General features: G+C 69.2%; 13 protein-coding genes. 8 read left to right on the forward strand and 5 right to left on the reverse strand.

The annotated features are described in order from the left end of the window. Positions 1 to 90 precede the first annotated feature (90 nt). From hemE to KY572_RS16595, 7 genes are all read left to right on the forward strand, one after another. The gene (gene hemE / locus KY572_RS16565) at positions 91 to 1,140 is read left to right on the forward strand and encodes a uroporphyrinogen decarboxylase (protein WP_224243590.1); all 1,050 of its coding nucleotides are present in this window, start codon (positions 91 to 93) and stop codon (positions 1,138 to 1,140) included. A gap of 92 nt (positions 1,141 to 1,232) precedes the next feature. Beyond that, complete coding sequence (locus KY572_RS16570; RefSeq protein WP_224243591.1) at positions 1,233 to 1,802, forward strand: hypothetical protein; 570 nt, start codon at positions 1,233 to 1,235, stop codon at positions 1,800 to 1,802. Then, on the forward strand, positions 1,799 to 2,362 hold the full coding sequence (locus KY572_RS16575) for a hypothetical protein (RefSeq protein ID WP_224243592.1): 564 nt from the start codon (positions 1,799 to 1,801) through the stop codon (positions 2,360 to 2,362). Before KY572_RS16570 ends, KY572_RS16575 begins: the two co-directional genes overlap by 4 nt. A gap of 94 nt (positions 2,363 to 2,456) precedes the next feature. Then, positions 2,457 to 3,752: an acetyl-CoA C-acyltransferase FadI gene (gene fadI / locus KY572_RS16580; protein ID WP_224243594.1), complete on the forward strand. Its 1,296-nt coding sequence runs from the start codon at positions 2,457 to 2,459 to the stop codon at positions 3,750 to 3,752. Further along, complete coding sequence (gene fadJ / locus KY572_RS16585) at positions 3,752 to 5,986, forward strand: fatty acid oxidation complex subunit alpha FadJ (protein ID WP_224243596.1); 2,235 nt, start codon at positions 3,752 to 3,754, stop codon at positions 5,984 to 5,986. Before fadI ends, fadJ begins: the two co-directional genes overlap by 1 nt. A gap of 43 nt (positions 5,987 to 6,029) precedes the next feature. Next, entirely contained in the window at positions 6,030 to 7,163 is a 1,134-nt protein-coding gene (locus KY572_RS16590; protein WP_224243598.1) for a mannosyltransferase family protein, read from the forward strand. Beyond that, positions 7,160 to 7,822 (forward strand): class I SAM-dependent methyltransferase, encoded by a 663-nt coding sequence (locus KY572_RS16595; RefSeq protein ID WP_224243600.1) that lies wholly within the window; start codon positions 7,160 to 7,162, stop codon positions 7,820 to 7,822. The genes KY572_RS16590 and KY572_RS16595 overlap by 4 nt, the downstream gene beginning before the upstream one ends. Positions 7,823 to 8,023: 201 nt before the next feature. Here the strand turns inward: KY572_RS16595 and KY572_RS16600 are convergent, their stop codons facing one another. The 5 genes from KY572_RS16600 to KY572_RS16620 form a co-directional block, all read right to left on the reverse strand. Continuing rightward, on the reverse strand, positions 8,024 to 8,845 hold the full coding sequence (locus KY572_RS16600; RefSeq protein ID WP_224243601.1) for an SDR family oxidoreductase: 822 nt from the start codon (positions 8,843 to 8,845) through the stop codon (positions 8,024 to 8,026). Positions 8,846 to 8,856: 11 nt separating this feature from the next. After that, entirely contained in the window at positions 8,857 to 9,231 is a 375-nt protein-coding gene (locus tag KY572_RS16605; RefSeq protein WP_224243603.1) for a YccF domain-containing protein, read from the reverse strand. A 61-nt stretch (positions 9,232 to 9,292) separates the two neighbouring features. Beyond that, positions 9,293 to 10,105, reverse strand: a complete 813-nt coding sequence (locus KY572_RS16610; RefSeq protein WP_224243604.1) for a DUF3014 domain-containing protein — start codon at positions 10,103 to 10,105, stop codon at positions 9,293 to 9,295. 66 nt (positions 10,106 to 10,171) lie between these two features. Then, a complete protein-coding gene (locus KY572_RS16615; protein ID WP_224243606.1) occupies positions 10,172 to 11,023 on the reverse strand; it encodes a carbohydrate deacetylase in 852 nt (283 codons plus the stop codon). Positions 11,024 to 11,035: 12 nt separating this feature from the next. After that, complete coding sequence (locus KY572_RS16620; protein ID WP_224243608.1) at positions 11,036 to 11,830, reverse strand: glycosyltransferase family 2 protein; 795 nt, start codon at positions 11,828 to 11,830, stop codon at positions 11,036 to 11,038. A 128-nt stretch (positions 11,831 to 11,958) separates the two neighbouring features. Between KY572_RS16620 and KY572_RS16625 the strand changes: the two genes are divergently transcribed. Next, entirely contained in the window at positions 11,959 to 12,903 is a 945-nt protein-coding gene (locus KY572_RS16625; protein WP_224243610.1) for a GGDEF domain-containing response regulator, read from the forward strand. Positions 12,904 to 13,012: the final 109 nt, after the last annotated feature.

Genomic DNA, 13,012 nt, shown 5'->3' on the forward strand with positions numbered 1-13,012 from the left:
CGGGGAGAAGAGGCGCGAGAGGCAGGACTTCCGCGGCGAAGTCCGGTATGGGCGGAATGACGGCGCCCGGCGGCGCCGGAGGGCTCTCCCATGAACGACAGACTCCTGAAGGCGGCACGTCGCCAGCCCACCGACACCACCCCGGTGTGGCTCATGCGCCAGGCGGGCCGCTACCTGCCCGAGTACCGCGCCATCCGCGGCAACATCGCGTTCCTCGATCTGTGCAAGCACCCGGACCTGGCCGCCGAGGTGACGGTGCAGCCCATCACCCGGCTGGGCGTGGACGCGGCCATCATCTTCTCGGACATCCTCATCCCGGTGGAGGCCATGGGCATCGCCCTGGAGCTGGGAGACAAGGGGCCGCACTTCCCCAACCCGGTGCGCACCGCGGCGGACATCGAGCGGCTCGGGGTGCCGGATCCGGTGCAGGGCACGGGCTTCGTGGCCGAGGCCATCCGCCGCACGCGCAAGGCGCTGAATGACTCGGTGCCCGTCATCGGCTTCGCGGGCGCGCCGTTCACCCTGGCCGCGTACATGGTCGAGGGCGGCGGCTCCAAGAGCTACATCCTCATCAAGCGCCTGCTCTTCGAGCAGCCGAAGCTGGCGCACACGCTGTTCCAGAAGCTCACCGACACGCTCATCCCGTACCTGAAGATGCAGGTGGAGGCGGGGGCGAAGATCGTCCAGATCTTCGACTCGTGGGGCGGGGAGCTGGGGGCGTACGACTTCGAGCGCTTCAGCCTCCCGTACCTCACGCGGATGGTGAAGGAGCTGCAGGCCACCGGCGTGCCCGTCATCCTCTTCGGCACGGGGATGTCCACGCACCTGCCGCTGCTCAAGCGCACGGGCGCGGACGTCATCGGCCAGGACTGGCGCATCCAGATGGATGAGGCGCGTCGCATCCTCGGGCCGGACGTGGCGGTGCAGGGCAACCTGGATCCGCTCCACCTGTTCCTGCCGCGCGAGGAGCTGGAGGGGCGGGTGGTGGACATCCTGAACCGCGCCGGGCCGGTGGGGCACATCTTCAACCTCGGCCACGGCATCCTGCCGCCCACGGATCCGGAGGCCGCGAAGTTCATGGTGGAGGCGGTGCATCGGCACGGCATCGCGCTCCGGCAGGGGCAGGCTCCCCAGCGGTAGCGGCACCCGACCTCCCTCGTCCTCCCCGAAGTGTCAGAGCCAGGAAGTAGGGATGCCTGCGAGCCGGAGGTGGGGCTCGCGGGGAGGGTGGCGTGTCGGCGGCGGCGAGAGGGAAGGAAGCGGAGTATCGGGAGCGGGTCGCTCGGCTCGACATCGCTGGCTTGCGCAGGATGTGGGAGGTCCTGTCTGTGGGAGACAACCTTTCAGGTTGGCCTCCAGGCAGGGCCTTGGAGTACCTTGTCCTGAGGGCATTCCAGCTGGAGGGCGCCGAGGTGACGTGGCCGTATGAGGTTCGAAGGAGGGGCGTGCTCCTGGAGCAGGTCGATGGGGCCATCTACGTCGATGGAGTGACCTGCCTCATCGAGACCAAGGCTCAGTCCGAGCCCATCGACTTCATGGCCATCTCGCGGATGAAGGCGAGGCTGATGCGGCGCCCACGCACCGTCATCGGTGCCGTGTTCAGCGTCGGGGAGTTCACGCAGGCCGCCCTGCATCTCGTGGAGTGTCTTCCTCCCCCGGACGTCCTGCTCTGGACGGGGGATGACATTCGATGGGCTCTCGAATGGCAGGCCATGCGCGAGGGCCTGCGGCGGAAACTGCGGCACGCGATCGAGCAAGGCTTCGTGGACCTGGAACTGCCTGATCCAGGAGGAGACTCATGACCACCTACGTCGTGACCAAGGGGCCCATCGAGCAGGCCATGGTGAAGCGGCTCCTGCGGGAACATCCCATTCTGCGGCGGCGGGACATCCAGGTTCTCGTGAGGGAGCGAAGCACGCTGACCTCCGTGGCGCGCACCATTCTGTCCACGAGACACGAGCCGGTGGCCGTGATCCTGGACACGAAGACGATGGACCCTGGCGCCATCCTGGAGCAGCGCCACCTGGCCGAGTGGCACGTGGGGGCCGCTGGCCTCCGCGAGGAGTGGGAGATCGTCCAAGGGGTTCCCGAGTTCGCGGTCCTCCTCTTCCAGGACGAGGACGCTCTGCGCTCACTGCTGCCCGTCTCTCTCTCGTTCGAGCAGCGCATCGTTGCTCGCTATGAGCCCAAGCGGGTGCTCACCGAGGTCTTTGCCCAGGCGGGCAAGCCCTACCCCGAGGCGCTCGTCCGGCGCATCGCCCGGACCCGGCTGTCGCACCTGTGGAAACTGCCCGTTCTCCAGCCTCTCGAGCGCTTTCTGCACGGGGGCTCGCAGGCCCAGCACGCGGGCGACCCGGCCTGAAGTCCGCCGGTTGACTCTAGAATCAATTCTCGTTGACGCGTCGCATCAAGGCTCGTTACAAGCCACCTCACTCGCTGTCAGGAGGGTGAGGCACATGGCACAGAACAACGGCCACCGGCGGGTGGCCATCGTCCGCGGGCTGCGGACTCCATTCGTGAAGGCGGGCAGCGTCTTCGGTGGGCTCACCGCGCTGGAACTGGGCCGGATGGTGGTTCAGGAGCTCGTTCAGCGCGCCGACCTGGACCCCAACGAGATCAACCAGGTCGTCTTCGGACAGGTCATCCCCACGCTGACCTCCCCGTCCATCGCCCGTGAGGTGGTGCTGGCCGCGGGCCTGCCCCGCAGGATCGAGGCCTTCACCGTGGCGCGCGCCTGCGCCACCTCCATCCAGGCCATGACGACGGCCGCCAACGCCATTGCGGTGGGCGAGGCGGACGTGGTCATCGCCGGTGGCACCGAGTCCATGTCGGACGCGCCCATCTTCACCAGCCGCCCGCTGGCGCATGCGCTGGTGGCCGCCTCCAGGGCTCGGAGCCTCCCCGAGAAGCTCAAGCCCTTCCAGAAGCTCAAGGCCAAGGATCTGCTCCCGGTGCCGCCGGCCATCGCCGAGTACTCCACCGGCCAGACGATGGGCGAGAGCGCCGAGAAGATGGCCAAGGAGAACGGCATCTCCCGCGAGGAGCAGGACCGCATCGCCCTGGCCTCGCACCACAACGCCGCGCGCGCCTGGAAGGAGGGCCGCTTCGACGGCGAGGTGATGCACGTCGTCGTCCCGCCGAAGTACGAGGACGTGGCGGCCAGGGACAACATCGTCCGCGAGGACACCAGCCTGGATGCGCTCGGCCAGCTCAAGCCGGTGTTCGACCGCAAGTACGGCACCATCACCGCCGGCAACGCCTCGCCGCTCACGGACGGTGCAGCCGCCCTGCTGCTCATGAGCGAGGAGAAGGCCAAGGCGCTCGGGTATGAGCCGCTCGGTTTCCTGCGCGCCCATGCCTATGCCGCCACGGACCCGGGCGACCAGCTGCTGCAGGGCCCTGCCTACGCGGCGCCCGTGGCGCTCCAGCGCGCGGGCATGACGCTGGCGGACATCGACCTGGTGGAGATGCACGAGGCGTTCGCCGCCCAGGTGGCCAGCAACCTCCAGGCGCTCGCCTCGCCCGCCTTCGCGAAGAAGGCCGGCTGGAGCGCCCCGGTGGGCGAGGTGGACCGCGAGCGGCTCAACGTGAACGGCGGCTCCATCTCCCTCGGTCACCCCTTCGGGGCCACGGGTGCGCGCATCGTCACCCAGGCCCTCAACGAGCTGAAGCGTCGGAACAAGAACACGGTGCTGTGCACCGTCTGCGCCGCTGGCGGCCTGGGCGCCGCCGTGGTCCTGGAGCGTGCGTGATGGCCATCAAACTCGAAGAGCTCGAGGCGAAGCAGGGCTTCACCTACCAGGTCGAGGAGGGCGTCGCCGTCCTCACCATCGACCAGCAGGGCGAGTCGGTGAACACGCTCTCCCCGGAGACGGGCGAGGCGTTCTCGGACCTGCTCGGCCGCGCGGAGAAGGATCCGGCCGTGCGCGCCGTGGTCTTCATCTCCGGCAAGAAGGACAACTTCGTGGCCGGGGCGAAGATCGACTTCCTGCAGACCATCAAGACGGCGGCGCAGGCCGCCGACGTCTCCCGCAAGGCCCAGGAGGGCTTCGACCGGCTGGACGCCTTCCCCAAGCCGGTGGTGGCGGCCATCCACGGCGCATGTCTCGGCGGCGGCCTGGAGTGGGCGCTGGCGTGTGACTACCGCGTGGCCACCGACAGCCCGAAGACGTCGCTCGGCCTGCCCGAGGTGCAGCTCGGCCTGCTGCCGGGCGCGGGCGGCACCCAGCGGCTCCCGGCGCTCATCGGCGTCCAGGCGGCCCTGGAGCTCATCCTCGCCGGCAAGACGGTGAAGCCCTCCAAGGCGAAGCGGCTGGGCCTGGTGGATGAGGTGGTGCCGGTGCCCATCCTTCGCTCGGTGGCCATCCAGCGCGCCCGGGAGCTGTCCGCCGGAGCGCTGAAGGTGGAGCGTCCGCACGGCCAGCGGCTCAAGGCGGTGACGGCGCAGTCGAAGAAGGGCCTGGCGGGCATGCTGCAGAGCCTCGCCAACAAGGAGATGTGGGCCGAGGTGGCGCTCGAGGCCAACCCCATCGGTCGGAAGATCCTCTTCGAGCAGGCGCGCAAGCAGCTCCTGAAGAAGACGCGCGGCAAGTACCCCGCCCCGGAGAAGGCGCTGGAGGCCATCCGCGTGGGCGTGGAGTCCGGCCGCAAGGCGGGCCTGGAGGCCGAGGCCCGGCTCTTCGGCGAGCTGGTGGTCTCCGACGTCTCCAAGCGACTGGTGGAGATCTTCTTCGCCACCACGGCGCTCAAGAAGGAGAACGGCACCTCCAACCCGACCGTGAAGCCGCGCGAGGTGAAGAAGATCGGCGTGCTCGGCGGCGGGCTCATGGGCGGCGGCATCGCCTACGTGGCCTCCACGCTCCAGGGCGTGCCGGTGCGGGTGAAGGACAAGGACGACGCGGGCGCGGGCCGCGCGCTCAAGCAGGTGCAGAGCGTGCTGGACGAGCGCGTGAAGCGGCGCTCGATGACGTGGCGCGAGGCGGCGGCGAAGCAGGCCCTGGTCACCGCTGGCACGGACTACAGCGGCTTCAAGAACGTGGACCTCGTCATCGAGGCCGTGTTCGAGGACCTGAAGCTCAAGCACCGCGTCATCGCCGAGACGGAGGCCGTCACCCGCGAGGACTGCATCTTCGCGTCCAACACCTCCAGCCTCCCCATCACCGAGCTGGCCAAGGGCAGCAAGCGGCCGGAGCAGGTGATCGGGATGCACTACTTCAGCCCCGTCCACAAGATGCCCCTGCTGGAGATCATCACCCACCCGGGCACCGCCGAGTGGGTGACGGCCACCTGCGTGGAGGTGGGCCGCAAGCAGGGCAAGACGGTCATCGTCGTCAACGATGGGGTGGGCTTCTACACCTCGCGCATCCTCGCCCCGTACATGAACGAGGCGGCGTACCTGCTGGCCGAGGGCGCCGACATCGCCGAGCTGGACAAGGCCCTGGTGGAGTTCGGCTTCCCCGTGGGCCCCATCACCCTGCTCGACGAGGTGGGCATCGACGTGGCGCACAAGGTGGGCCCCATCATGGAGGCGGCGTTCGGCAAGCGGATGGCGGCGCCCAAGACGCTCGAGAAGATCATCGAGGACGGGCGCCTGGGCCGGAAGAATCAGAAGGGCTTCTACACCTACACCGGCAAGAAGAAGGAGGTGGACGCCTCCATCTACGCGCTGCTGCCCAACGGCCAGGAGCGCAAGCGCTTCGACCGGACCGAGATGGCCGAGCGGTGCGCCCTGCAGATGGTGAACGAGGCCATCCGCTGCCTGGGCGAGGGCATCCTGCGCAGCCCGAGGGACGGCGATGTGGGCGCCATCTTCGGCCTGGGCTTCCCCCCGTTCCTGGGCGGGCCCTTCCGCTACGCGGACAGCCTGACGCCCGCGGTGCTGCTCAAGCGGCTGGAGCACTACCAGGACAAGTACGGCGAGCGCTTCACGCCGGCGCCGTATCTGGTGGATGTGGTCAACGGAGGCAAGTCCTTCCACGAACGCTGAGCCGACTTGACCCTGGAGCGGTTCTGGACGAAGTCCCACCGCCATGAACCGCTCCGCCCCCCGTACCCTCGCGCTGGTCGTGCTGGTGGCCACCGTCGTCTGTGGCGCCGCCGCCGCGCTCGGTGCCTGGCGCCTCCACTACAAGACGCCGGGGGCCGTGGCGCTGGGCCTCTCGGACTACCTCTCCATGGGGTGGGTGGCCTGGGACTCCGGCTGGTACAAGTTCATCGCCGAGCAGGGCTACGCCTATCAGCCGGGCGTGCAGAGCTCGGTGGCCTTCTTCCCGCTCTACCCGCTGGCCATCCGGGCCTTCATGGCGCTGGGGGCCTCCGTCTACTCCGGAGGCATCCTCGTCTCGCTGCTCTGCGGGCCCCTGGCCGTGGTGCTCTTCACGGCCTGGGCGCGCACCCGGGTGGATGAGCGCACGGCGCTCCAGGCCGGGCTGCTGCTCGCCCTGTACCCCTTCTCCTTCTATCTGTACGGCGTCATGTACTCGGACGCGCTCTTCGTCCTGCTGGTGGTGAGCGCCTTCTTCCTGCTGGAGAAGGGGTACCTGGTGCCGGCGGTGATTCTCGGGGCCATCTCGACGGCGGCGCGGCCCGTGGCTCCCGCGGTGGTGCTCGGGCTGCTGGCGCGCCGGCTCGAGTGGAAGTACTCGCGAGGCGAGCGCTGGAACGTCTGGGACTTCCTGCCCGTGCTCTCCGCGCTCGGCTTCATCTGCTACGTGCTCTACCTGGGCCAGACGTTCGGTGAGCCCTTTGCCTTCGTGGAGACGCAGGGCTCTCCAGGCTGGGATCAGGCCCCCGGTTGGCGGACGTGGTTCAAGGTGCAGTGGTTCCACTCCGTCTTCCTGGCGGGCAACAACGCGGACGTGGTGGTGCGCTATGTCACCCATGCGGTGCTGACGGTGATCGCCATCGTCCTCGTGTGGCCGACCTGGCGCCGGCTGGGGTGGGGCTACGCCGTCTTCACCCTGGCCATCGTCGGAGTGCCCGCCGTGGGGACCAAAGACTTCATGGGGATGGGGCGCTACCTCATCTCCGCCTTCCCGCTGTTCCTCACGCTCGCGCTGCTGCTGAAGGAGCGCCCGCGGGTCCGCTACGCCATCGTCGGGGTGGGGGCGGTGGGGCTCGTCCTCCTCTCGTGGGCCTTCGGCCGGGAGCTGTACATCTCGTGAGCGCGCTCGTCGAAAACGCCGTGTCGCTGTTCTCGAAGCTCCCGCCCGCCGAGCGCTTCCACGTGCGCGCTCGCGCCTTCTCCGCCCCGCTGGAGGCCGTTGCCTGGCGCGTGCCCGCCGGAGGCACCGTCGCCGACGTGGGCTGTGGCCACGGGCTGCTCTCCGCGCTCCTCGCTCTCGAGGATCCCACCCGCACCGTGCACGGTGTGGATCCAGATTCGCGAAAGATCATGTGGGCCTCGCAGGGGCCGGGGCGGCTCCCCAAGGTCCACTTCGAGCAGGGCACCGTGGAGAGCCTCGCGGAGCGGCACCCGGCGGAGTTCGATGCCGCGGTGGTGTGTGACGTCCTCTACCTGCTGCCCCGGGAGCGGTGGCCGGAGTTCCTCCGCACGGTGCGGCGCCTGCTGCGCCCGGCAGGCCGGTTCCTGTTGAAGGAGGCGGAGGGAGACGGCTCCTGGAAGCACTACAAGTGCCTGGCCCAGGAGTGGGTGATGGTGAAGATGCTCGGCCGCACGAAGGCGGGCGGCGGGCTGGTGCTCGAGCCTCGCGGCACCGTGGAGTCCCTGCTGCGGGAGGCGGGCTTCACGGTGCGCGAGACGGTGGAGCTGGATGCGGGCTACACCACGCCCCACATCCTCTATGTGGCGGAGGCCTCCTGAGCAGCCCCTGCAGGGCAGTTGGGTGAAACTCGTGGCCTTGTCCCCTGCCTGTCGGCCGGACCTGCTGCGAACTGGTATGACAAGCAGACCAGTTGCTGGCGTTCTCGCCCGACACGGGCACCTCCCCGAGCAAGGGGCGCGTTCATCGCCGGAAGCAGCAACGGTGGGGTGAAGGTGGCTCCGCCAGCGGTCAAGGCCGGATCAGTCCAGGAAGTAGTCCGGCAGCAGGTCCGCGCCCTTCTCCATGGCGTACTGATCGAAGTCGGTGACGCCGCGTGAGCGCAGCAGATCCTCGTCGATGAAGAAGTTGCCGGTGCAGGAGCGGCTGTCGCTGGTGAGGATGGCGTGGGCCGCGTCCGCCATGATCTCCGGCTTGCGGCTCTGGCGCATCATGTCCTCGCCGCCGAGCATGTCGATGGCCGCGGTGGCGATCGTCGTCCGGGGCCAGAGCGCGTTGACGGCGATGCCCTCGTCCTTGAACTCGGCGGCCATGCCGAGCACGCACATGCTCATCCCGTACTTCGCCATGGTGTAGGCCACGTGGCCCTGGAACCACTTGGGCGACATGTTGAGCGGCGGCGAGAGGTTGAGGATGTGCGGGTTCTTCGCCTTCTTCAGGTACGGGATGCACGCCTGCGAGGTGGCGAACGTGCCGCGCATGTTGATGGAGTGCATCAGGTCGAAGCGCTTGAGCGGCGTCTCGAGCGTCCCGGTGAGGCTGATGGCGCTGGCGTTGTTCACGCAGATGTCGAGGCCACCGAACGTCTCCACCGTCTTGGCGACCGCCTCGGCGATCTGCTCCTCGGAGCGGACGTCCACCATGAGGGGCAGCGCCTTGCCTCCGGCGGCTTCGATCTCCTCGGCGGCGGTGTAGATGGTGCCGGGCAGCTTGGGGTGGGGCGCGGCGGTCTTCGCCGCGATGGCGATCTTCGCGCCGTCACGGGCGGCTCGCAGCGCAATGGCCTTGCCGATACCGCGGCTCGCGCCGGTGATGAACAGGACTTTTCCTTCGAGGGTGGACACAGAGCACTCCTTCAGGTTTCGCGGACGAGCTTACCGAATGGGGCCAGGGCCAGCAGCGCCAGCTTCACGTGCTGGATGGCGAACGGGATGCCGATGATCGTCACCGCCAGCCCCAGCGCGAGCCCGATGTGGCTCAGGAAGATCCAGATGCCGGCGATGATGATCCAGAAGACGTTCAGGGCGCAGCCGATGGCGCTGCTCCCAGGCGCGTCCTGGATGTCCTTGCCGAAGGGCAGCAGCGCCAGCCCGGCGATCTTGAAGCACTGCACCCCGAACGGGATGCCGATGACCGTCAAACAGAGCAGCAGCCCACCGATCAGGTACTCGAGGCAGATGATGATGCCTCCGCCGAGCACGACCCAGAGGATGTTCAGGAGCAAGCGCATGGCCCATAGCTCTACCAGGAAGGCGGGGCTACGTCAGGCGCGGATCTCCGTGCGCCGGGCCTCAGGGGCTCACGGCCGGCAGCCCGAGCGCTCCCTGCAGCTCGCGCAGCTTCGCCTGGATGGCGCGGGCGTTGGTGGGGCCCATGCGCAGCAGGTGCTTCTGGGCGGCACTGAGCTGCTCCAGCTCCGGAGCCGCGTACGCGTAGTTGACCCCAGGGGTGTCCACCACCTCGAGGTCCCCCTCGGGCACCCGGGTGTTGATCATCCGCTGGATGGCGCGCGCCAGGGTCTGGTCGAAGCGCTGACCCGGGGGCGCGATCTCCCCGAAGGCCTGGTTGAGGAGCGGCCGAAGCGTCCTGTACACGCGCGCGGAGGCCTGCGTGTCCAGCGAGGTGAGGGCGCGCGCCACGGCGTCATAGCGAGCGAAGCTCTCCGGAGCGATGAAGGTGCGGCCATCGCGCTCGACGACCTGGAACGTGCCCTGGGGGGCCAGGAACGGCAGCACGGCGCGCGGGCTCTCGCCCTCGGCGATGTTGGCGACCGCCGCCGTGAAGCGCCGGATCAACCCCTCGGTGGCGAGCCAGTTCCGTAGATCGGGATCCTGGGACAGCTGGCCGAGCAGGTCTCTCGCACGGGGATCGCTCTGCTCCAGCGCGGGGAGGGGCTCGCCCGTCGCTTCGTCCTTTTCCGCGGCAGCCGGAGGCGGGGTGGGGGCCGACACCACGGGCGCGGACGGCGCGGGCACCGAGGCGGGGGGCGCCTGTCGGCCGCGCAGCGCGTACACGCCGACCCCCACGCCTACCGCCACGACGAGGACGATGAGGCCCACCAGCAGGGGCTTGCGCGAAGGAGCAGACGGCTGCGGTTCGCTCATGGCTTCTCCGGAATGGCTGGACGGTGGAACGGCCCGGCCTTGTCTGGCAGCCACGCTGGCGTGCTGTCAAACCTCCGCGGAGCGAAGGCTTCCGTAGGTCGACAGAGTGATGCCGCGCTCCTGGACCCGAGCCTTCACCCGAGGGCTCGTGAGGGCGTCCAGCTCCGCCTGCCAGCCATAGGTCCACGCCGGGTCCTCGAGGACGTGGGGAGTGCCTTCTCCCGGGTGGCAGCCCACCTCGAAGTCCCCCTCGGGCAGCGAGTCCAGCAGGGCCAGCAGCGTGGACTCATCGAGCCGGCCCGCCTCGAAGACGCCCCCGGCGCTGACCCGCTTCACCCCCGGAGGAGGGCGCGGCGCCGTGCGAGCCAGCACGGTGAGGATCAGCGTCTTGAGCGCGGGCCCCGGCGCGCGGCGCCACGAGGCGCTCGGGAGCTGGTCCGGCCAGCGCACGGGCAGCCCCTCGCGCCGCGCGAGCGCCTCCACCAGCGGTCGGATGCCGGGAAGCACGTGGAGGTGCTGGTGCGCATCCAGGTGGTCCACCTCGGCGCCCATCGCGCGGGCCCGGGTCAGCTGCGACTCCAGCTCCCAGGCCACCTCCTCGCGCCGCACCCGGCCGGTGAGCCACGCGCGAGCGAACTGCGCCCAGCTCGCGCGGAGCCGGCCACCGGGAGCCACGGTCGGCACCTCGGTCGGAGGCGCGGCGCAGGGCAGCCAGGTGGAGAGGGCCAGGTGGACGCCGAGCGCCAGCCCCTGGGCCCGTGCTCGGGAGATGGCCTCGGGCGCGCTGGGGCCCATCACCAGCAGCGTGGCGCTGGTGACGATGCCCTCACGGTGCGCGCGCAGGATGCCGGCATCCAGTGAAGGGTGCAGCCCGAGATCGTCCGCGTTGACGATGAGGCGCCTGCCACCGCGTCCCACGGCCGAGCCCGCCTACCCGTGCTGCCGGCGCTTGCCAGCCCCGGTGGAGTGCAGCGGCGCCACGTCGGGCGGCAGCCGGACCGGCGTCACCGGAGCCGACGGCGCGCGCGTCTCCGGGTAGAGGTCCACCAGCTCGCGCAGCATCTTCATGATCACCGAGCCGGAGGCCAGCGTGGACACACCGCGAGTGCGTGGGAAGTAGTCCACGCCCATCTGGAAGACGCGGAAGCCCTTGCGGATGGCCTTCACCACCAGCTCCGCGTCGATGAACGAGCCCAGGCTCTTGAGCTCCATGGACTCCAGCACCCGCCGGTGCATCACCTTGAAGCTGAAGTTCACGTCCTTGATGTTGATGTCGAACAACGTGCGGATCAGCATGTTGTAGACGAACGAGTAGATGATGCGCTTGGGCCCCTCGCTCGTGCGGTCGAACCGGAAGGCGCAGATCATGTCCGCCTCCAGGTACTCCATCAGGTGCAGCGCCCGCTCCAGCTCCCGCAAGTCCCACGGCAGGTCGATGTCCGAGTAGACGACGATGTCCTTGGTGGACGCCGACAGCCCCGTGCGCATCGCCCCACCCAGCTTCAGGTTCGTCTCGTGGGTGATGACGCGCAGCTGGGGAATCCGCGACGCCATCTCCTCGCAGAGCTCCTTCGTGCGGTCCGTGGAGGCGTCGTTGACGATGATGATCTCGAAGTCATCCGTGAGCCGCGGCAGCACGTCCAGGGCGCGCGTCACCGCGCGTTCGACGTAGTCCTCCTCGTTCCAGGCGGGAAAGAAGAGGCTGATGCTCGGGTAGTTGGCCACGGAGAATCCTCACGACGGGTAGGACGGGCAGGCTGGCTACCAGAGGGCGCAGTCCCGCGCAATCGTCGGGGTCGCTCCCAGTCGAAGGCCCATGCTACCTTGCTGCTCCGACCTTCGACGGGGACACTGTGGGAGAGAAGCCCTTCGTTCTGCTGCTGGTGGATGACTCCCGGTCGACGGCGCAGACGCTGGCGCGGACTCTCGGCTCCCCCCAGTACGCCCCGCGCGTGGTGCCCGCCAGCCCCGAGGTGCCTCGGCTGGCAACGGAGGTGGACCTCGTCCTGCTGTGCCTGGACGCCTCCGAGGACACGAAGCTCGAGCTGCTGCGGCGCCTGATGGACGTGGAGGGGCCGGGCCGGGGGGCGCCCGTGCTCGTGATTGCGCCCGCCGAGGCCCGCGAGCTGCGCCTGGCCGCGCTCCGGCTGGGCGTGGAGGTGGTGGCCGAGCCCTGGGACGATGAGGAGCTGCGCGCCCGCATGCAGCGCGCCTTCTCCGCCCACCAGGTCCTCGTCACGCTGGCCTCCCAGGTGTCCGAGCTGCAGAAGCTCTCCGTCCTGGACGGGCTCACCCTGCTGCACAACCACCGCTACTTCCAGGAGCGCCTGCGCGAGGAGTTCCGCGTCGCCCAGCGCTACGACGACGCCCTGTCCCTCATCCTGGTGGACCTGGACCACTTCAAGACCATCAACGACACCTACGGCCACCCCGTCGGGGACGATGTGCTGCGCAAGGTGGCCCGGGCGCTCCAGCAGTGCGTGCGCGAGACGGACATCGTCGCCCGCTACGGCGGCGAGGAGTTCGCCGTGCTCCTGCCTCGCACCCCCCTGACGGGCGCCATCACCGTGGCCGAGCGCATCTGGAAGGAGCTGGGCCAGCTGCGCGTGGGCCCCGAGGCCAACCTGAAGGTGACGGCCTCGCTGGGCATCTCCGGCTTCCCCCACCGGACCGTGCTCTCGGCTGATCAGCTGCTGCTCACCGCGGACGAGGCCCTCTACCGGGCCAAGCGAGAGGGCCGTAACCGCGTCTGCCTGCACTCGCCGGTACCCGCCCTGCCGGGTTCCCAGCGGGGCTAGAAAAATCCATTGGCCTTTTGTGGCCGCTGAGAATTGACCCGGGTCATCTCTCTCGAAGTGGGGTCATTCTTGACCCTTTGTCACACGAGGGGTATAGAATGACACCCTT

This window comes from Hyalangium gracile (assembly GCF_020103725.1).
In the GTDB taxonomy this organism is placed as follows: Bacteria; Myxococcota; Myxococcia; order Myxococcales; family Myxococcaceae; genus Hyalangium; species Hyalangium gracile.